Raw genomic sequence first — 19,625 nt, forward strand, 5'->3', positions numbered from 1 at the left:
TTTCTTGTGCTGCTCAATAAGATATGTAACGAAAAGGAATAATGGGGCCTTAGTGCTCGGCACGGGTAATTTCTCCGGCATTGAACCGGAAACGGCACCAGGCTTTTCTGCAAGCCTGGTCAAGATTTATCCAATTCATTTATTTTATGATTATTCCATAACTTTTTTACAGATATTCCATTTCATTTATACACCTGTTATTCACATTCTATTTACATTTCTTTTTTTTCTTTTGTCCAGAACTTGAACTTCTTTTCCACGGCGGCAAATCGTGAAATACGGAAAGGCTATCCGGGAAAGGAACAGCAGATTCTCACTCAAGACCCTCCCTCAACAACAGAATGAGAAAGGCAGGAAAACTGTTTTCCATCATCCCTCATTTCCTCTCATGGCCTAAGAAGGGAGAAATGCCAGGAAGCGTTTGTTTCCGGCGCCAATTCCTCCACTCCTGCCGCCACAGGCTAAAATTACGGAGTAAGCTTCCGGTCAGCAATCCACCATTCAATCGGTTTCCCTTTTCATTCCTTGTAGCCTTTTCCGCAGTGATTTTTCATCTCTCTCCCTACTCCAAAAAAACCGTTTTCTAAAGCATTGCCGGTGCCAGCTACGACCACATGCCCGCCCAAAAGAATATACCGTAACTGCCCCATTATTTACGGGAAGCCAGGAAAAAAATCTTTTCCGGGCACCGGATATATGGAATTTCCCGTCACCTCCTCTTTAGCGGAAGAAGGAAGCCAGCTACTCCCTGCAGCGTTTGTTTATTTACCACAGGCATGTCATCGGCCATCAGCTTCCTGTTCCCTTGAATACGGTTTTCCATTCATTTCCACGGCACAGAATGAGGGCCAATAAGGGGGATTTTAAATGTACATTCCAGGGAAGGCTTCTTCAGAGGATGTGTGACGCCAATTGTCCTTGTTCCAAACACGGACGAACGTTAGATTTTCCGCGCCGTATGACCAGAGCATCCAGAATAGAACGCCTTGATTATCTGAAAGACCAGTTGCGCAAGAGGGTCGTCATCCTGGATGGCGCCATGGGCACCAATATCCAGAAGTTCAGGCTGGAGGAGGAGGATTACCGTGGAGAACGTTTTGCGGATGCGGCCCGCTACCCCAACGACCTGAAGAATAATAACGATCTGCTGGTGCTGACCAGGCCGGAAATCATTCTGGATATTCACCGCCGCTTTCTGGATACGGGTCGCGCGGATATTCTGGAAACCTGCACTTTCGGCGCTACCAGCATCGGCCAGCATGATTACTTCTGGCACCGTCCGGAAGAAGGACGGCGCAAGGACCAGGAGTATTTCCAGGAGGTGGTGGATGCCCCTGAATTGAAGGCCCTGGTCAGGGATTTGAACATGGCAGCTTCCGCACTGGCCCGTCAGGCATGTGACGAAGCGGAAGCGTCAGACGGCAGGCCGCGCTTTGTGGCCGGCTCCATCGGTCCCATGCCCGTTACCTGCTCCCTGTCCCCGGACGTGAACAATCCCGGCTTCCGGGCCGTGAATTTCCGCCAGCTGAGGCAAGCCTACCGCGACCAGGTTCTGGCCCTGCTGGAAGGAGGAGTGGACATGCTGCTGGTGGAGACGATTTTCGACACGCTGAACGCCAAGGCGGCCCTGTTCGCCATTGAAGAGATTTTTGAGGAACAGCCGGAGGCCGCCGTTCCGGTCATGGTGTCCGTCACGCTGACGGACAAGGCCGGACGCACGCTGTCCGGCCAGACGATTGAAGCGTTCTGGAATTCCATTCGTCACGTCCGCCCTTTTTCCGTGGGCATCAATTGCGCCCTGGGGCCGGACCTGATGCGCTCCTTTGCGGAGGAGCTTTCCGGCCTGGCGGATTGCTACGTGTCCATTTACGCGAATGCCGGGCTTCCCAACCCTCTCAGCCCCACCGGCTACGACCTTCTTCCGGAGGACATGGCCCGGTTCATGAAGGAGTACGCGTCCCTGGGCCTGCTGAATATCGTGGGCGGCTGCTGCGGCACCACGCCGGAACATATCGGCGCCATTGCCGCTGCCGTGGAAGGCCTGGCTCCCCGCGTTCCAACCGCGCAGGAGCCCGTGCTGCGCCTGTCCGGTTATGAGGCGTACAATCATACGCGGGAGAAGAATACCCTTTTTGTGGGGGAACGCTGCAATGTGGCGGGTTCCCCCAAATTTGCGCGCCTGATTCGTGAAGGGAATTATGAGGAAGCGGTATCCATTGCCCGCCAGCAGGTGGAGAATGGAGCCGTGGTGCTGGATTTCTGTTTTGACGACGGCCTGATCGACGGCTCCGAGGCCATGGTCCGCTTTCTTAATCTCGTTTCCGCGGAGCCGGATATCGCCCGCGTCCCTTTCATGGTGGATTCCTCCAAGTGGGAAGTGCTGGAAGCGGGCCTGCAATGCATGCAGGGCAAGGGAATCGTGAATTCCATTTCCCTGAAGGAGGGTGAAGAGGAGTTCCTGAAGAAGGCGGCCCTGATTAAGAGGTACGGCGCGGCGGCCGTGGTGATGGCTTTTGACGAGCAGGGGCAGGCTTCCAATTACGACGACCGCGTCCGCATCTGCAAACGGGCTTATGACCTGCTGGTGAACCGCGTGCAGTTCCCGCCGGAGGATATTATTTTTGACCCGAACGTGCTGACCGTCGGCACCGGGATTCCGGAGCACGCCAATTACGCCCTGGATTTCTTCAAGGCCGCGGGCTGGATTTCCCAAAACCTGCCGCACACCCACATTTCCGGCGGCATTTCCAATGTGTCCTTTGCCTTCCGCGGGAACAACCCGGTGCGGGAGGCCATGCATTCCGCTTTCCTGTACCACGCCACCCGGCAGGGGCTGGATATGTGCATCGTGAATGCCGGCATGCTGGAGGTGTACGATAATATTCCCAAGGACAGGCTGAAGCTGATTGAAGATGTGCTGCTGAACCGGGATCCGGACGCCACGGAACGACTGACGGATTACGCGGAAAAGCTGGCTGCGGAGAAGACGGAGGCCGGAACGGAGAAGAAGCCCGTGCTGGAATGGCGGGAACAGGACGTCGCCAAACGCTTGGAGTATTCCCTTATCAAGGGCATTACCGAGTTTGTGGACGCGGATACGGCGGAGGCGTTCCAGGAGCTGGGTTCCCCGCTGAGCGTGATTGAAGGCCCGCTGATGGACGGCATGAAGGCCGTGGGCCAATTGTTCGGGGACGGCAAGATGTTCCTGCCGCAGGTGGTGAAGAGCGCCCGCGTGATGAAGCAGGCCGTGGCGTGGCTCACCCCGTATATTGAAGAGGACAGCAAGGGCTCCTCCAAGACGGGGAAGGCCGTAATCGCCACCGTGAAGGGGGACGTGCACGACATCGGCAAGAATATCGTGGGCGTGGTGCTGGGGTGCAACGGTTTTGAGATGATTGACCTGGGCGTGATGGTCCATTGTGATACCATTCTGGACCGGGCGGAGGCGGAACAGGCGGACCTGGTGATGCTTTCCGGCCTGATCACCCCTTCCCTGGAGGAGATGTCCCACGTGGCCGCGGAGATGGAACGCCGGGGGATGACCATTCCCCTGATGGTGGGTGGCGCCACTACGTCCGCCCTGCATACGGCCCTGAAAATCGCCCCCCATTACAAGGGCGCCGTGGTGCACACGGTAGACGCCTCCCAGGTGGTGCCCGCGGCCGCCTCCCTGGTGAGCGAGAAGAAGGATTCCTACATCGCCGCCGTGAAGGCCCGGCAGGAGGAGTTGCGCAACAGGCATGAAAACAAGCCCGTCCGCGACCTCCTGCCCCTGGAGGAAGCCCGTGAATTGCGCTGGAAGGGGGCGGCGGACGGCTACGTTCCCCCGTGCCCGCACGGCTGGGGACGGTTTCCATCGGCAGTCTGCACAGCTCCGTGAGCTGCGGCTGCTGCAGTGACAATCCGCGCTATTACGTGACCGTGGAGGAGCTGATTGAGCGCATTGACTGGACCCCCTTTCCACGCCTGGGAATTGCACGGCTCCTGGAACCGCGCCGCCCAGGAATTCCGGACGAAGGATCCTTCCAAGGCGGAGGCGGCCGCGGCCCTGTACCAGGACGCCCGCGACCTGCTGGAACAGGCCGTAAAGGAGAACCGCTACCAGGCCCGCGGCGTCATCGGCATTTTCCCGGCCAATTCCACGGCCAGCCATGACGACATCACCGTCTGGACGGATGAATCCAGAAACGTTCCGCAGGCCATCCTGCTGACCCAGCGCCAGCAGTTGAACAAGCAGGGAAAGACCAGGCTGGCGCTGGCGGATTTCATCGCTCCCGAGAGGGTGAAGGATTATGTGGGGGCCATGGCCGTCAGCATTCACGGGTCCAGGCGCTGGGCGAAGGAATGGGAAGCCAGGAATGATTCCTACCGCGCCCTGCTGGTCAGCTCCCTGGCGGACCGCCTGGTGGAGGCTTTCGCTTCCATCGCCCATGGCAAGCTGCGCCTTTTGTGGAATATTCCGGAAGAGTCAGGGGTGCGCCCCGCCTGCGGCTACCCCAGCCAGCCGGACCACCGGGAGAAGGAAACCGTGTTCGGCCTGCTTCATGCCCGGGAGGAAGCGGGCATGAACCTGACGGAGACCTGGATGATGCAGCCCGTTTCCTCCGTCTGCGCCCTCGTGTTCTCCCACCCGGAAAGCACCTATTTTTCCGTGGGCGTCACCGGGGAGGACCAGCAGAAGGATTACGCCGCCAGAAGACAGGCCGCCCATTCCTGACTTTCCCGTTTTTATTCCGCCTTTCCCCTTTATGCAGCATACCGACCAAATACAGGCCCTTTCAGAGTTCCTGCTGGAGTACGCCACCACGCTTATGGGCGCAGGGGTGCACACCAACCGCGCCGTGCGCAATATTTCCCGCATTGCCGCCGCGTACGGGTACAGTGCGGATATGACCATTTTCCAGCGCAATATCACCATGAGCCTGATCTGCAAGGATGACGAGACGCTGCGCCGCACCTCCGTCCGGAAGCTGAAGCCCCTGGCGTTCAACTTGAACCTGATCCAGCAACTCAGCGAATTGAGCTGGCTCCCGGTGGACAACAACGTCAGCATTGCGGAGATGGAGCAGGCGTTCCGCTCCATCGTGCGCACCAAGAGGTTTTCCCGCTGGACGGACCTGCTTCTGGTCAGCGTGGGCAACGCCGCCTTCTGCCGCCTGTTCAACGGGGACCTGTGGGCCATGCTGACCGTGTTCGCCGCCACCCTGCTGGGCTTCCTGGTAAAACAGCAGCTTTCCCGGTTGAAGTACAATCCGCTGGGCGTCATTATCCTTTCCGCCTTCGCCGCTTCCATGGCGGCCGCGTGCGCCGTCATCTTCCAGCTCGGCTCCACGCCTCAGATCGCCCTGGCCACCAGCGTCCTGTTCCTGGTTCCCGGCGTTCAGATGATCAATTCCATCATGGACCTGATGCACGGCCACATCCTGATGGGCATCTCACGCGGCGTCCATTCCATCATGATGATTTCCTGCATCACCATCGGCCTTTCCGCAACCATGCTCATCGTGGGGGTAAACAGCTTATGAGTCCGGATTTTCTTTCCTCCATCCTCCTGGACGGCCTGATGGCCGCCATTGCCGCCACGGGGTTTGCCGTCATCTCCAATCCGCCCAAGCGCGCCATTGCCGTTTCCGCCCTGCTGGCGGCCATCGGCCACGCCTTCCGGTTTTACATGCTGCATTCCTGGTCCATTGACATTTCCAGCGCTACCTTTATCGCCGCCTTCACCATAGGCATGCTGGGCGTCATGACGGCCAAGCTGGTGAAGTGCCCGGCGGAGATTTTCGCCTTCCCCTCCCTGCTGCCGATGATTCCGGGCGTGTACGCCTACAAGACCATCCTGGCCCTGATGCAGTTCATGCAGGAGAACCAGGACACGGCCACCATGAACCGGCTGATTGTAGAGATTTGCAAGAACGGCATCACGGCGTTCTTCATCATCTTCTCCCTGGTGATCGGAGTAGCCATTCCCATGCTGATGTTCAAACGGTTGAGCTATACCCGCATCATCAAGCCGGAACATTGACCGCCAAACGCCGGAACCGGGACATTTTTCTCTTGCCAGACTACGCCCCGTATGGTTTACTACGCCCCGCAACGGCAGGAATGCCAGTGCAAGACAGCCCCATAGTGTAATTGGTAACACACCTGATTTTGGTTCAGTATTTCTAGGTTCGAGTCCTGGTGGGGCTGCCAATCCAACCCTCTCTTCAAGGAGGGTTTTTTGCTGCCTTTTTCCGGCGCCGTTTCCCTGCCCGATTTCGCCAGCAGTGAGATTTCCCCCGGCCCCAGTGAATTGCCGGCCTGCGGCACGGCGGTTGTCCTGGCGGAACCTTCGTGAACCTGCAGCGCACCAGGGATGCCACCGGGCGTAAGGAAGCCGTCCTTCCCGCATGTTCATTCACGGCCGTGCGCCGGGAATAAGGGTTCCGGCCCCTTTAGACTCCGGACGGCACAAAGAAAGAGAGAAATTCCCCGCCGCTGTGCTGCGGAAAATGTTTTAAATACGCTAGCCAGGAAACCAGACAAGCCTGGTGGACAGAAAGGATAGCTTGAAGCGCTCAGGAGGAACTAATCAAGCTTCCATTCCCAGGCAACGGCAGAATGAACATGGCGTCCCCCCCACTCCATTTATTTCTGGAGAATACAGAAGGATTTCCCCCTTACAAAATTTGGAACAGAAAACGGAACGGGCACTTCCGGAGATTATCCGGAGGAGCCAGGGGAACGGAGTAACGGCCACCCTTTCCACTTTCCCCCGTTTCCACGCCCTCCGGACGAGGGTCACGTGGCATTTCCAGACGGTAAAAGCTCTTGCGTTACAGGGATTTTTTTGCATAATCCCCCGGCAGGAATGACGGAAAAACCTATACAACTTGGGCTTGCCGGGCTGGGAACGGTCGGTTCCGGCGTTTATGAAACGCTGTGCCGCAACCACTCCCTTCTGGAAGCCCGGAGCAAGATTCCTTTCAGAATCAAGCGCATCGCCGTGCGCAATCTGGAAAAACCCAGGGAAACCGCCGTTCCCCAGGAGCTGCTGACGGACGACTGGCAGGACCTGGTGAATGACCCGGAAATAGACATCGTCATCGAACTGATCGGCGGCACGCGCCAGGCTTACGAGCTGGTGACGCTGGCCCTCCGCGCCGGGAAACCCGTCGTCACGGGAAACAAGGCTCTTCTGGCGGAGTACGGCGCGGAGATTTTCAAGCTTTCCGCGGAAATGGGCACGCCCATTTATTTTGAAGCTTCCGCCGGAGGCGGCATCCCCATCATCCAGAGCCTGCAGAATTCCCTGATCTGCAACCATATCAATTCCATTGTCGGCATCATCAACGGAACGTCCAATTACATCCTCTCCGCCATGGGGGAACACGGGGCCGATTACGCGGACGCCCTGGTCCAGGCCCAGAAGCTGGGCTTTGCGGAAGAAGATCCCTCCCTGGACGTCAACGGCTGGGACGCCGCCCACAAGGCCCTCATCCTGGCGATGCTGGCGTACGGAACCACTATTTCCCCTGACAAGATTTACGTCAGCGGCATTGAGAACATCACCAGCCGGGATTTCGAGTTCGCCAGGAAGCTGGGGTATACCATCAAGCTCCTCGTCGTCATCCGCTACCATGAAGGGCAGGAAGACGCCCTGGAACTGCGCGTCCAGCCCTGTTTTGTCCATGACTGGCATATCCTGGCCTCCGTGAACGGCGTATTCAACGCCATTTCCGTCAACGGAGACATTGTAGGGGAAACGCTGTTTTACGGCCGCGGAGCGGGCAAAAATCCCACAGCCTCCGCCGTCATCAGCGACGTGATCACCGCCATGCGTGAAAGCCGCTATCCTGAATACCATACGGGGTTCAATCCGTATGCCAAGTCCTGCGGAATCATGCACATCAATGATACGGTCACCCCGTATTACGTCCGCTTCCAGGTGGCGGACCAGCCCGGCGTCATTGCGGAGATAGCCCGCATTCTGGCCACCTTCGGCATCGGCATTTCCGCCACCTCCTCCGCTCCCAGCCATATCGCTGAAGACGGAGCCCAGTGGAACGACCTCGTTTTCATCCTCCATTCCTGCCCGTGGGGCCAGCTTCAGAAGGCCCTGGAGGAAATTGCCCGCATTTCCTGCGTGGCGGCGGAACCCCGCGTACTCCGCATCGAACACCTTCTTCCTCAATCCTAACCTATATCATCATCCTGTTACATGGCTCTTATCGTTCAAAAATTCGGGGGCAGCTCCGTCGGCACCATTGACCGCATCCGCAATGTGGCGCGCCGCATCCATGACACCGCCAAAGACGGCAACCAGGTGGTCGCCGTCGTTTCCGCCATGAGCGGGGTGACGGACAAGCTGATCGGCCTGGCCAAAGAGTTGTCCGAATCCCCTTGCGAACGCGAACTTGACGTGCTGATGGCCACCGGAGAGCAGCAGTCTATCGCCCTGCTCTGCATGGCCCTGCACGAGCTGGGGGAAAAAGCCATGTCCTTCACGGGGGCGCAGGCGGGCATCACGACCTTCGGTAGCCATACGCGTGGCCGCATCCACAGCATCAACCCCACGCTGATGAACAAGTACCTGCTGGAAGGCAACATCCTCATCTGCGCCGGCTTCCAGGGAGCCACGGAAGAAGGAATGGTCCAGACGCTGGGCCGCGGGGGGTCCGACCTTTCCGCCATCGCCATCGCGGCCGCGCTGAAAGCGGACGTGTGCCAGATTTTTACAGATGTGGACGGCGTGTACACCTGTGATCCCCGCGTGGTGAAAGACGCCAAGAAGATACAAACCCTTTCATATGACGAGATGCTGGAGATGGCCTCCAACGGTTCCAAGGTGATGCAGTCGCGCTCCGTGGAATTCGCCAAAAAATTCGGCGTCGTCTTTGAAGTTCGCAACTCCATGAACACCAACCCCGGTACAATCGTGCAAGAAAACTCCCTCCATGGAAGCCGTCGTCATCCGCGGCATTTCCATTGACCGCAACCAGGCCCGCGTTACCATTACCGGCATTCCGGACCAGATTGGCTACACGGCCCAGATACTGGGCGCCCTGGCAGAAGCGGAAATTAACCTGGACATGATTCTGGCCAATACCGCTCATGACGGCTACGTCCGCCAGTCTTTCACCATGCCCTCCAACGAACTGGGCCGCGCCCAGGCTGCCCTCAAGCCGGTCATGGCCGCCCTGGGTTCCACCGTGAAGGTGGAAACGGAAGCGGGTCTTGCCAAGCTTTCCCTGGTAGGCATCGGCATGCGCTCCCACTCCGGCGTGGGAGCTACCGCGTTCAAGGCCCTGGCGGACGCCAACATCAAGACCGGCATGATTTCCACCTCGGAGATCAAGATTGCCGTGATGGTGGACGAGTCAGACATTGAGGAAGCGGCCCGGGTGGTGCACAGGGCGTTCAACCTGGGCGTCTAACACTTCCCCCTTTTTTCAGGCCCGGTTCACGGAAACGTGAACCGGTTTTTTCATGTATTTCCCCCCTGTCCGGGACAGGGAGGGGAATGCTGAAATACAAAAAAAGGCCTGCTTCCTGAAAGGAACCGGACGGGGAGATGAAACATGCCCGGGCAACAAGGAAGGGCCTGCCGGAAAGAGGGAAAGAAAAAAGAGTAAGGCGTTACTTGCCGGAAGAGGGCCGGAAGCGGGCGGCCTCCGATTCTGCGGTGATCCTGGCGGGTTCGATATGAAGGAGTTTCCTTATAGCTCGGCCCCGATCACTCTCCGTCATCGGGAAGTAAATGACGTCGTCTCCCAGATCATAGGAATCCAGGCCCGGGATACTGTCCGCCGGAGCAAAAGATTCCGGCGTGTCCGGCAGTTTTTTTACCTCCTTGGAGGAGGCAAGGGTATAATACATATAATTACCGGAATACAGTTCCGTTTTAGGGGAGCTGCCCGGTTCCGGTTTGGAGAAGCTGACCGCAGAGTGTTTATGGGCAGCCCAGCTCCACTGGATCAAAGCCTCCACAGGAATGTCTCCCCGGAGAGATTGGACGACGCGGGCGTAGTACGTTATCTCCTGGTCCGTTTCTACCGTCTTATAAATAATAACCGCCAGGAGAATGTCGCTTCTCCGCAGGTACATGGCCGGGCTGTAAAGAGAAGCATCCGCGGCCACTTCAGCCTGCGTGGGAAAGGGGGGAAGATGGCGCTGCGCTGGCCGATACGGGTATCAGTCCGGAAAACAAACAACAAAAGAGTGGTGTTTTATCCATAGAAATGGGTAGATTACTTTCTTTCCCATTATGTTCAAAAACGGAGCGAATGCTTTTAAAGCATTCGCTCCGTAAAAAAGAAGTTGATGAATTATTCAGCGTCTTTCAATGTCGCCCGGTTGATTAACCAAATGGGGCCAGTCAGGAAACTGCCAATGGAGATGTTGTCTCCCGGACACATTCCTGCGTGACCCTTTCCGGCAAACACAATAATGTCGCCCGGCTGCGGGCTGCAATAGCCTGTATCCTGGCCGTCGGCATAGTCCGGGTCGCCCAGGAGCTTTTGCACATAAGCGGCCATGTCCCTTGCACGGATGATCACGTGGGTTTTACCTCCCAATGCGCCGGCATTCGCCTTGTCTCCGATGAGCTCCGCCCCTGCTTCGTTCTTCAAGTCCTTTCCGAAGGAACTCAGCGCGATACTCATGCGCAGGGCGCAGCTGTTATAATAGCTGCGCAATTGCTCAGGTACATTGTCCTCAATTTCCTTCAGGTGGGCCTGATAGAGCCACCCCCGATGTAGGACCAAACCTGTCCGGGATTGGGCATGGTGACATAATCCACCACATTGTAGCATTTCAGCAGTTTTTGGGCATCCTCCGTCTTCCAAAGATTGACGGGGGCATCAATTTCCCAAAGTTCCAGGTCAGCCCCATCCATTTGAGGAACGAATTCTTCCGCATTGGGATAGGGGGCAATGGCATCCGGAACCTTCAGGTTCTCATGATGGAGCTTGACGTAATGGTAACCTTGCTTGAGTTCCTTCTTGCCCTCCGCCTTCTTGGATGAGTTGCCGTCCTTGAGTTCCACCACTTTCTGGTTGTCTATTTCCAGGTAGCCGTTGTCGTCCATCTGAATGGTAAAGGCATATTCCTTGTCAAAGGGGATACGGATGTATCCTTCCCAGTCATGGACGCCGGTTTCTTCCGTCTTGTGCCAGACGATTTTGGGAGCGTCTTTTTTCTTCACCTTGTAACGAGGATTATTTTCAGCGTCGAGCGGGTGAAATGGTATAGTTGATATAGCCATAGTGTTTATGTTTTCAATTCATTTATTGTTGAATGAACTGGTCATTCAGTCCATGGTCACCTTGAAAGATTTCCTTCTCCCCATCAACACGTTCAACGCGTATTCGGCAGACAGGGAAAGGGCCGAAACGGCGCAGGAATCAGGTGAAAATAAAGGGCATCAAAAATACAAGCATTGATGGCCAATAATTAAACATTCCAATCTCTCCGTCCCGGGAGGAAATAAATGCGCCTTCCGCCTGCACATTCCGGAATTTTGCCAAACCGTCTCCAATACGAAATATAAGAGGCGCCTCCAGAAGGAATATACCTCTCCGGACTATTGACGAGTGTTCATCTACAGGGAATTGGTCATTTTTCCCTGTAACCATGCAGAGGCCGCAAAGGAAATTCCTTTACTGCACCCGTATGGTCTGTTCAATCAGTTCGTTCAGGCGGGGGCGGAAACGCCGCCGACCATTTCCTTCAGCTTCATGCCTTCCAGATACAGGACCGTTAGCGGAACGGCTTCCAGCCCGTACTTGCGGGCCACGTCCGGATAAGCGTCTGCGTCAATCAGCACGGCGAACGCCTTGCCGTCCTGCGCCGCGGCGTAGGACTTGACCGCCTGCACGTAGTCCGTGGCCGGGCGGCTCCAAGGGGCATAAAAGACAATCAGCACCTTGCGGCCGGAGAGTTCCGTGAGCTGCCGCATGTCCTCCCCCTTGTAGTCCATCCACACGGGGGCCTTCTTTTTAGGCTCCGCGGGGGGAGAACTTTTTTGGGAGGGTCAAACGTTCTTTCCAGGGGGCGCGGAGCGGGCTTCTTCTCCGCGTAGCGGGCGCGCCGTTCGCTGGAATCGTCGCATCCGGTCAGGCCGGCCATCAGCAGGCCGCTGACCAATATGAACAAGCCCTGTTTCATTCCGCAGGCAAGTATGCCCGGGGAAGGCGAATTTGCAAGACTGAAACCCGTCCCGCTTTTCGCGTTGCCCCCGCCCCCCTTCTCTGTTATGGTAGCCGTTGCATGAACGGCGTCCCTCCACTGGAATTTGCAGGGGTTTCCCACTGGGCGGCTTTGGCCGTTCTTCTGGCGGCGGGAGTTTGCATCATGGAACTGGGGCAGTCCTACAAGAAAACCGTCAGGAACCGCACCACGTTCTGGCTGGGAGTCGCCTGCCTGTTCAGCCTGGTTCCGGACCTGGCCGCCATGCTGGCGGATGAACCGGAAAAGAGCTGGACGTGGATGCTTCCCCTGCATTTCTGCTCCGTCATGCAGGTGCTCTGCGCCCTGAGCCTGTGGATTCCCTCCCGCCTGCTGCGCTCCGTGGTGTACTACTGCGTGCTGTGCGCCACCTTGCAGGGGCTGCTCACCCCATCCGTGGCCCACGATTTCCCGTCGTGGACGTACTTCGCCTTTTTCCTGTCCCACGGCGTAACGGTCATCACGGCCCTTTACCTGCCGCTGGCCCTGGAATGGAAGCCGGCGCGGTGGGATTTCCTGTGGGCCCTTCTGCTGGCGAACGTATATCTGGCCGCCGTCCACCCCGTCAACATGCTTCTGGAAACCAATTACGGGTTCACTGTGGCTACGCCTGCGGGCGGCTCCGTGCTGGACCTGTTCGGGCCGTGGCCCTGGTACCTGCTGTGGATGCAGATTCCGGCGCTCGTGCTGATGTACCTGCTCACGCTTCCCTTCCGCCATTATCCCAGAGGACGCACGGGCAGTTCCCTGTTCCATCATTGAGAAAGGCCCCACCATCCGCGCCAGGCTGTTCATGCCGGAACTACTGCGAAAGAGGAAAGGCGCGGACTCCCGATTCCGGACAAGAAGGGCCGGAACGAGCCTTTTATTGGACAATAGGCTTGAGGATGCCGATGTAGGTGTCCGACGTTCCGGTTCCGCGATAGATGGAATCTATCCTGATCTTGATGGTGTGCACAGGCTGCCTGTAGTACGGCGGCACGACGATCTGGGGCGTCCAGTCATCCCGCAGCGTGGCGTCAAAGGTGTAATTACCGTTCAGCGTTACCTGGATGACTTTGGGGCGGCTGAACATGGAATAGGCTATGTTCGGATGCCGCCGCGCTTCCGTATCCCTTTCCGGATTGGTCACCGGGGAAATGCCGGTTTCCAGCATGATGCCCAGCAGCCGTCCCGGATTCTTGAGCTTGATTTCCAGGGTTTCCCCCTGCCCGTCTCCGGAAACGCCTTCCGCCCAATAGCCGGTGCCGTTCTTCAGGTTATCCGGGGAGCACAGTGCGCCGTAGGGGTCCTTCTCCAGAGTAGAGCTGGCCGTCACATCATACTGGTCCGTCAGGGTTCCCTTTTCACCGCGGATGGTGACCTGGCCGTCCTTGTCCAGCACCCAGCCGGGGCCGGGCGTCAGCACCACGGAGGAAGCATAGGGCCTGCCGTCCGCTCCCAGCAGGGACCAGGTATAAACGCCTTTGGGCGTAGTCACAATGGATTTGGCATCTGCGGACGGGTCCAGCTTGACGGATTGGTTGGTCATCTCCGAGCTGTATACATTCACGACCGCCCTGGGGGTGCCTCCCGTCCAGGTCATCACCGGAGAGGCGAGCAGCGTCAGACGGGGTTCCCCCATGTTGACCTTCGGTTCCGGCGTAATGGCAATATCCTGCGTATAAGGCACGGAAAACTGGAAGGTAAGCACATGAGTACCCGCCTTGTTGGGAACCTGGGCCACCAGCCAGTGGGTGATTCCGGCAACGGGGGACATGGTGGGAGCGTCCGCCTGAAGATGCCGTCCTTCCACCAGGGAGGAATCACATTTCAAATCGTCCACGGACGTCACGACGTCCTGCACCGCCTTCGTAAAAGGCAGGTTGCGTATGGGCTCCGGCTTTGCGGCATTGGCCTGTTCATCCGGCGGATCATACTGGAACGGCACGCCCACGGAGATGGTCTTGCCCTTGACGCCTTTGGGGATGTCCAGCGCGCAGGTGTAAATCAGAAAGGCCTGGTGCTGTTTCAGGGACACGGTAACGTCCAGGGCGTTCAGCCGGATTCCGTCCGCCTGCGTCAAATCCATGGGGACCGGCAAGCCGGGCGCCGGAGCAATGCATTGAAGGGAGACGTTCCGCGACCGGGGCTGCGGGGCCTTTTCTGCGGCGCTCTGTTCCTTATGCTGAGGGTCTGCGGCCAGAACCGGCATGCAGCACACGGCGCCGGTCAACCAGATCAGGGTAGCCAATCTCATGGCCGTTAAAATAACGCCTTGCAGCACGTTCATCAAGGCTCATTTGAGGCAGATGGAAAAGCCTTTTCCTCCTCCTGCTTCCCGCCTTAAAAAACAAGGGAGAAGCCATTTTTTAATCCGTAAAATCCGTAGCCGGCAGGCATTCGTTTCAAGCCCAGGAATGTTGTCCCATGTTTTTTAAAAGGGCTTGTTGAGACTTTTCCGGAACGACTTTTTGCCGGATGGGTGAAGAGCGGCGCCCTTATGAAGGGGAGCAGAAGGAGGCCGCTCCCAACCGGATAGAAAACCGGCATGGACATCAGATGCTTTACCATGTTATTAATCAATAAAATTCATTCACTGGTAATAATCAACAGGAATTTTCACATAACAGGAAATACACGCTGCAATACCCATCCATCCGGCCCCTTAACGCCTTCTTATTGCCGGGGGTTTCCCATGGAAAAGCCCCCTCCGCGAGAGGCGAATAACGTTCTGCAGGAAGGCGCCCGTCAAGCAAAAAAAATGGAGTGTCAGGCAGACAAAAAAAATTCACGCAAGACAGGAGCAAAAGTTCTCGGAAACCGGGATAAAACACAACATGTGGGATACAGAAAAAAAGACTGTACAATATTTCCTTTTCATCGCGATTATTTTTCAGTAGATAATGCAAACGCTACGCGCCGCCCCAACCCCGCGACGGAGCGCTGCCTCACGGGATTTCTCCCAAACGCTTTCTACTTCGCAAGCCATGACTATAGACAACTCGCAAACCATACTCAAACTGCGTACAGGACAGGAAATCATCCTCCCCCAGAGGAAGGACCTTCTAGGCGGTCTGAAATTCACCAGAAGATTTTCCCACAACGAAGTCCATCCCTATGATGAAGTGGACTGGACCCGCCGCGACGTCCGCATCATGGATTGGAAGACCGGCAAGACCATTTACGAGCGCCTGGGCCTGGAAGCGCCCGCGCACTGGGATGACAACGCCGTCAAGATCACGGCGGACAAGTACCTTTTCGGCAGTGAACCGGGGTCCCTGGAATATGAAGACAGCTTCCGCAATATTTACGACCGCATTTCCAACACCTACACCGTATGGGGCTGGGAGGAAGGCTACTTCGCCACGCTGGAGGACGCGGAGATTTTCAACGAGGAAATCAAGGCCATGCTGGTGCAGCAGATTTGGGCTCCCAACTCTCCCGTATGGTTCAACATCGGCCACTGGGAACAGTGGCGCTGGGGCCGCCCGGACCTGCGGGAAAGCTATACCGGCCACGGCAACAAGGCCTACCACACCAAGGGCACCAAGAACAACCTGAAGACCTTCACGGTCCAGTCCACGTATGAATATCCCCAGTGCTCCGCCTGCTTCCTGACGGAAGTGGGGGACAGCATGGAGGACATCCTGGATCACCTGACCACGGAAGGCCGCATTTTCGCGTCCGGTTCCGGCGTGGGCATCAACCTTTCCACCCTCCGTTCCTCCAAGGAACCCATCAGCGGCAAGGGACGCTCCTCCGGCCCCATTTCCTTTGACCGCGGCTGGGATTGCATGGCCGGGGCCATCAAGTCCGGCGGCAAGACGCGCCGCGCCGCGCGCATGGTGCTGATGTTCAGCGACCACCCGGACATTTTCGAGTTCATCAGCACGAAGAACCGCCAGGAAGACATCGCCAAGGTGATCCTGCGCGAGCATAACGTGCACGTGGAGCTGAAGCAGATTGCGGAAACCAAGCTGGTGGCGGGAACCCCGGCGGAAAAAGCCGCCGCGCGCCTCATTCTTTCCCTGCCCCTGGCTACCCGGAACAGCTTTGACCCGCACATGGACGCCCTGCTGTACGGGGAAACGCTTTCCCACCAGAACGCGAACCATTCCGTCTCCCTGAAAGGCGACTTCTGGCAGGCCCTCGCCAACAACGGCAATACCTACACGCGCTGGGTCACGAACCCGGCCCACATTGAACAGACTTTCCGGGCCCAGGAACTGCTGGAAGCCATGGCGAAGTCCATCTGGGACAACGGGGAGCCCGGCGTGCACAACAATGACGTGATCAACCTCTGGAACCCCGTCAAGTCCATCGGCTCCATCACTACCTCCAACCCCTGCTCCGAGTACGTCTTCCTGAACAATACGAGCTGCAACCTTTCCTCCTTCAACGCCTACCGCTTCCTGACGAAGGATGAGGACGGCAAGCCCGTCTTCGACGCGGACGCCCTGACCCATGCCGCGCGCCTGGCGATGGTCTGCGCGGACCTGAACGTGGAACGCGGCGGCTTCCCGATTGAAGAAATCGCGGAAGGCACCTACAAGTACCGCACCACGGGCATCGGCTTCGCCAACGTGGGCGGCTCCCTGATGGCGCTGGGCGTTCCGTACGATTCCGACGAAGGCCGCTGGATTGCCTCCCAGCTTTGCAGCGCCCTGACGGCGGCCTGCTGGACGGCGTCCGCGGAGATGGGCGCGGAGCTGGGTTCCTACGTGGAATACCCCGCCAGCAAGAAGGACCTGCTGGCCGTGCTGCGCCTGCATAACGCGGCCCAGAAGCTGGCGACCGCCCTGCCCGCCCAGAAGGATTCCAAGACTTTGGACGACCTGATTGAGAACATCATCGCCAACGCCGGCGGAGTGCTGCCGGAAGCGCAGGGGCTGACCGCCTCCTACGCCCTGCACGCCTATCTCAAGAGCTTCAAGGCTCCAACCCTGATGAACAAGGAGCGCATCGCCCCCGCCGCCAAGCTGGCGGAAGCCGCCTCCGGGATGTGGGCCAAGGTCGCCAAGGCTACGGCGCACCGCAACGCCTTCGTTTCCGTGATGGCCCCCACGGGCACCATCTCCGCCCCGCTGGGCTGTTATGATGAAGGCACCACCTCCATTGAACCGGATTACACGCTGGTGAAATGGAAGCAACTTGCGGGCGGAGGCTCCCTGAAAATGTTCAACCGCCTGGCCCTGGAAGGCCTGCGCTCCCTGGGCTATGCGGAAGACTTCGTCAATGAAGCCGCCCTGGAAGTGGCCGGCCTGGACGGCCTGATTTCCGCGTTCCAGGGGAATATGGACGCCGTCGTGAACCAGCTCATCGTGGACCCCTGCAACGACCAGGCCGGACCCGTGCGCCTCGCGTGGCGCCGCCTGCTCTCCGGCACGGAATCCCGCAGCGAGATTCAGGAAAAGGTGGCCTATATCAGCAACCCGGCCAACATGTCCGTGCTGACGGCGGATGAACTGACCGTCATCAATGGCTCCGCCCACATTGAGTCCATCCCGTGGCTGGACAAGAAGGACCTTCCGGTCTTTGACTGCGCCGCCACCAACGGCAACGGCATCCGCGCCATCTCCCCCGCCGGCCACGTGCTGATGCTGGGCGCCCTCCAGCCCTTCATTTCCGGGGCGTGCTCCAAGACGGTGAATATGCCCGTCTCCGCCACCGTGCAGGAAGTCTACGATTCCCTCATCATGTCCCATGACCTGGGCGTGAAGTGCATCGCCATCTTCCGCGCCGGCTCCAAGGCGAACGCCGTTTACGTGGTAGACACGCCAGAAACCCGCATGTTCAAGGCCAACCATGTATGGGAACAGCTGGTGAACGCCGGAACGGAAGCCATTGACGAAATTATTGCGGAAGCGTCCAAGCCGCGCCAGCGCAAGCTGCCCGGCCGCCGCCTGGGCCAGACCGTGAAGTTCTCCGTGGGCGGCCAGCTGACGGGCTATCTGACGGTGGGCGTGTATGCGGACGGTACCTGCGGGGAAGTCTTCGGCCGCCTGGGCCAGGTGGGCTCCTTCGCCTCCGGCATGTTTGAAGCCTATTGCAAATTGCTCTCCACGGCCCTCCAGTTCGGCGTGCCGCTCAAGGAAGTGGTCAAGGGCTTCCGCAATTACTCCTTTGAGCCCTCCGGCTTCTGCCGCGTGGGGGACGATACGGAGGCGGACACCTGCACGGAAATCCGCTCCTGCGCCTCCGTGGTGGACCTGATCGCCAAGATTCTGGCGTGGCTCTTCCCGGAAAGCAACGGCTACCGCCTGCGGGACGTGTTCTCCATCCCGAGCGTCAGCCTGCCCGGCCAGGCTCCGGACACCACGGTGAGCGTGCTGCCCCCCGCATCATCACCACTCCGGTTCACACCCAGACCCCGGCTCTTCCGGAGATTACCGCCGGCAAGGCGCCGGAAGGCACCATGCTCAACGGCGCTTCCCTGTGCCCGCAGTGCCATTCCCTGGCCTACGTGCAGGACGGGAAGTGCAAGTCCTGCCGTTCCTGCGGCTACAAGGACGGCGGCTGCGGGGAATAAACGGTAAACGGATTATTCCCGTACCCCCCTATTTCAAGGCGGAACCCGGACAACTTCCGGGTTCCGCCTTGCTGATGCTTTCCCCAGCTCCAATTAATCGGAAGTAATCAAATGGCTATGTGGAACCCATGGCGCGGATGCCACCGGTACAGCGCCGGGTGCAAATTCTGTTATATCCATCAGGCCGACAGACGGCGGGGAATGGATACGGACGAGATCGTGAAAACGGACAATTTTCATGCCCCCGTGCTGAAGAATAAAAAGGGAGATTACAGAATGAAACCCGGCCAGACCGTGTATCTGGGCTTCTCTACGGATTTTCTCATCCGGGAGGCGGACCCGTGGCGCGGCGAATGCTGGGACATGATCCGGGAGCGCCGGGACCTGAACTTTATTTTCCTGACCAAAAGAATAGAGCGGTTCATGGAATGCCTCCCCGGTGACTGGGGGGACGGCTATGACAACGTCACCGTAGGCTGCACGGTGGAAAACCAGGACAGGGCGGATTTCAGGCTCCCCATCTTCAACAGTCTGCCCATCAAGCATAAAAATATCATCTGCCAGCCGCTTCTTGAGCAGGTGGACCTGGCCCCGTATTTACAGCAGATCGAACTGGTTGTCGCAGGCGGGGAATCCAACAGCTGCGCCAGGCCCCTGAACTACGAATGGGTCTTATCCATCCGGGAACAATGCATCCGGAACAAGGTCCATTTTGAATTCAGGCAATGCGGGACCAACTTCATCAAAGACGGGAAAATGTACCGTCTGCACGTCAGGCAGCTATGCAGCCAGGCTAAGAAAGCCGGGATCAACTGCTGACCTCCCGCCCGGCGTGCGGCTAAAAAACAGCGCCGTCTTCACGCGTTCCGGCCACCGGCAAAAAACACCCGGAAGAAGGAATGAT

General features: G+C 58.0%; 15 protein-coding genes, 1 tRNA gene and 1 pseudogene. 11 read left to right on the plus strand and 6 right to left on the minus strand.

Annotated features, from left to right (window positions below):
• The first annotated feature begins 958 nt into the window (after positions 1-958).
• The 7 genes and pseudogenes from metH to PVA48_RS14400 all read left to right on the plus strand — a co-directional run bounded on the left by metH (position 959) and on the right by PVA48_RS14400 (position 9,419).
• Positions 959-3,880: a methionine synthase gene (metH, locus tag PVA48_RS14370; RefSeq protein ID WP_423231942.1), complete on the plus strand. Its 2,922-nt coding sequence runs from the start codon at positions 959-961 to the stop codon at positions 3,878-3,880.
• Between the two features lie 63 nt (positions 3,881-3,943).
• Complete coding sequence (locus tag PVA48_RS14375; RefSeq protein WP_423231943.1) at positions 3,944-4,717, plus strand: vitamin B12 dependent-methionine synthase activation domain-containing protein; 774 nt, start codon at positions 3,944-3,946, stop codon at positions 4,715-4,717.
• 31 nt (positions 4,718-4,748) lie between these two features.
• A complete protein-coding gene (locus PVA48_RS14380) occupies positions 4,749-5,525 on the plus strand; it encodes a threonine/serine ThrE exporter family protein (protein WP_022398239.1) in 777 nt (258 codons plus the stop codon).
• Positions 5,522-6,025, plus strand: coding sequence for a threonine/serine exporter family protein (locus PVA48_RS14385; RefSeq protein ID WP_022398238.1), 504 nt, complete (start codon positions 5,522-5,524; stop codon positions 6,023-6,025). The genes PVA48_RS14380 and PVA48_RS14385 overlap by 4 nt, the downstream gene beginning before the upstream one ends.
• A 95-nt stretch (positions 6,026-6,120) precedes the next feature.
• Positions 6,121-6,195: transfer RNA gene (locus PVA48_RS14390), tRNA-Gln, on the plus strand.
• A 658-nt stretch (positions 6,196-6,853) separates the two neighbouring features.
• Positions 6,854-8,182 carry a homoserine dehydrogenase gene (locus PVA48_RS14395; RefSeq protein ID WP_022398237.1) on the plus strand — a complete coding sequence of 443 codons (1,329 nt, stop codon included), beginning with the start codon at positions 6,854-6,856 and terminating at the stop codon, positions 8,180-8,182.
• A gap of 21 nt (positions 8,183-8,203) precedes the next feature.
• Positions 8,204-9,419 (plus strand): annotated as a pseudogene (locus tag PVA48_RS14400) (aspartate kinase).
• Positions 9,420-9,621: 202 nt separating this feature from the next.
• Here PVA48_RS14400 and PVA48_RS14405 read toward each other — a convergent pair.
• From PVA48_RS14405 to PVA48_RS14415, 3 genes are all read right to left on the minus strand, one after another.
• On the minus strand, positions 9,622-10,122 hold the full coding sequence (locus PVA48_RS14405; RefSeq protein ID WP_423231944.1) for a hypothetical protein: 501 nt from the start codon (positions 10,120-10,122) through the stop codon (positions 9,622-9,624).
• A 188-nt stretch (positions 10,123-10,310) separates the two neighbouring features.
• Complete coding sequence (locus PVA48_RS14410) at positions 10,311-10,646, minus strand: hypothetical protein (protein WP_423231945.1); 336 nt, start codon at positions 10,644-10,646, stop codon at positions 10,311-10,313.
• A 62-nt stretch (positions 10,647-10,708) separates the two neighbouring features.
• Complete coding sequence (locus PVA48_RS14415; protein WP_423231946.1) at positions 10,709-11,188, minus strand: PA14 domain-containing protein; 480 nt, start codon at positions 11,186-11,188, stop codon at positions 10,709-10,711.
• Positions 11,189-11,300: 112 nt separating this feature from the next.
• On the opposite strand from PVA48_RS14415, the gene PVA48_RS14420 reads away from it, so the two are divergent.
• Complete coding sequence (locus tag PVA48_RS14420; protein WP_257229062.1) at positions 11,301-11,426, plus strand: hypothetical protein; 126 nt, start codon at positions 11,301-11,303, stop codon at positions 11,424-11,426.
• A gap of 251 nt (positions 11,427-11,677) precedes the next feature.
• Here the strand turns inward: PVA48_RS14420 and PVA48_RS14425 are convergent, their stop codons facing one another.
• Positions 11,678-11,962, minus strand: coding sequence for a thioredoxin domain-containing protein (locus PVA48_RS14425; RefSeq protein ID WP_423232537.1), 285 nt, complete (start codon positions 11,960-11,962; stop codon positions 11,678-11,680).
• A gap of 290 nt (positions 11,963-12,252) precedes the next feature.
• On the opposite strand from PVA48_RS14425, the gene PVA48_RS14430 reads away from it, so the two are divergent.
• Positions 12,253-12,972, plus strand: a complete 720-nt coding sequence (locus PVA48_RS14430; RefSeq protein ID WP_022398231.1) for a TIGR02206 family membrane protein — start codon at positions 12,253-12,255, stop codon at positions 12,970-12,972.
• A 103-nt stretch (positions 12,973-13,075) separates the two neighbouring features.
• Here PVA48_RS14430 and PVA48_RS14435 read toward each other — a convergent pair whose 3' ends face one another.
• Entirely contained in the window at positions 13,076-14,449 is a 1,374-nt protein-coding gene (locus tag PVA48_RS14435; protein WP_146021169.1) for an NADase-type glycan-binding domain-containing protein, read from the minus strand.
• Between the two features lie 86 nt (positions 14,450-14,535).
• Positions 14,536-14,763, minus strand: a complete 228-nt coding sequence (locus PVA48_RS14440) for a hypothetical protein (RefSeq protein ID WP_146021168.1) — start codon at positions 14,761-14,763, stop codon at positions 14,536-14,538.
• A 416-nt stretch (positions 14,764-15,179) separates the two neighbouring features.
• Between PVA48_RS14440 and PVA48_RS14445 the strand changes: the two genes are divergently transcribed.
• Both PVA48_RS14445 and PVA48_RS14450 read left to right on the plus strand, forming a co-directional pair.
• A complete protein-coding gene (locus PVA48_RS14445; protein ID WP_423231947.1) occupies positions 15,180-18,728 on the plus strand; it encodes an adenosylcobalamin-dependent ribonucleoside-diphosphate reductase in 3,549 nt (1,182 codons plus the stop codon).
• A 104-nt stretch (positions 18,729-18,832) separates the two neighbouring features.
• A complete protein-coding gene (locus PVA48_RS14450; RefSeq protein WP_102728821.1) occupies positions 18,833-19,540 on the plus strand; it encodes a DUF5131 family protein in 708 nt (235 codons plus the stop codon).
• The last annotated feature ends 85 nt before the right edge of the window (positions 19,541-19,625 follow it).

This window comes from Akkermansia sp. JRP_AM1 (assembly GCF_049262625.1).
In the GTDB taxonomy this organism is placed as follows: domain Bacteria; phylum Verrucomicrobiota; class Verrucomicrobiia; order Verrucomicrobiales; family Akkermansiaceae; genus Akkermansia; species Akkermansia massiliensis.

What these genes read in the sequence shown, in the direction of transcription:
- metH (WP_423231942.1), top strand. Translation starts at nt 959, where the DNA reads ATGACCAGAGCATCCAGAATAGAACGCCTTGATTATCTGAAAGACCAG.
- PVA48_RS14380 (WP_022398239.1), top strand. Translation starts at nt 4,749, where the DNA reads ATGCAGCATACCGACCAAATACAGGCCCTTTCAGAGTTCCTGCTGGAG.
- PVA48_RS14385 (WP_022398238.1), top strand. Translation starts at nt 5,522, where the DNA reads ATGAGTCCGGATTTTCTTTCCTCCATCCTCCTGGACGGCCTGATGGCC.
- PVA48_RS14395 (WP_022398237.1), top strand. Translation starts at nt 6,854, where the DNA reads ATGACGGAAAAACCTATACAACTTGGGCTTGCCGGGCTGGGAACGGTC.
- PVA48_RS14410 (WP_423231945.1), bottom strand. Translation starts at nt 10,646, where the DNA reads ATGAGTATCGCGCTGAGTTCCTTCGGAAAGGACTTGAAGAACGAAGCA.
- PVA48_RS14420 (WP_257229062.1), top strand. Translation starts at nt 11,301, where the DNA reads ATGGTCACCTTGAAAGATTTCCTTCTCCCCATCAACACGTTCAACGCG.
- PVA48_RS14425 (WP_423232537.1), bottom strand. Translation starts at nt 11,962, where the DNA reads ATGGACTACAAGGGGGAGGACATGCGGCAGCTCACGGAACTCTCCGGC.
- PVA48_RS14430 (WP_022398231.1), top strand. Translation starts at nt 12,253, where the DNA reads ATGAACGGCGTCCCTCCACTGGAATTTGCAGGGGTTTCCCACTGGGCG.
- PVA48_RS14435 (WP_146021169.1), bottom strand. Translation starts at nt 14,449, where the DNA reads ATGAGATTGGCTACCCTGATCTGGTTGACCGGCGCCGTGTGCTGCATG.
- PVA48_RS14440 (WP_146021168.1), bottom strand. Translation starts at nt 14,763, where the DNA reads ATGGTAAAGCATCTGATGTCCATGCCGGTTTTCTATCCGGTTGGGAGC.
- PVA48_RS14445 (WP_423231947.1), top strand. Translation starts at nt 15,180, where the DNA reads ATGACTATAGACAACTCGCAAACCATACTCAAACTGCGTACAGGACAG.
- PVA48_RS14450 (WP_102728821.1), top strand. Translation starts at nt 18,833, where the DNA reads ATGGCTATGTGGAACCCATGGCGCGGATGCCACCGGTACAGCGCCGGG.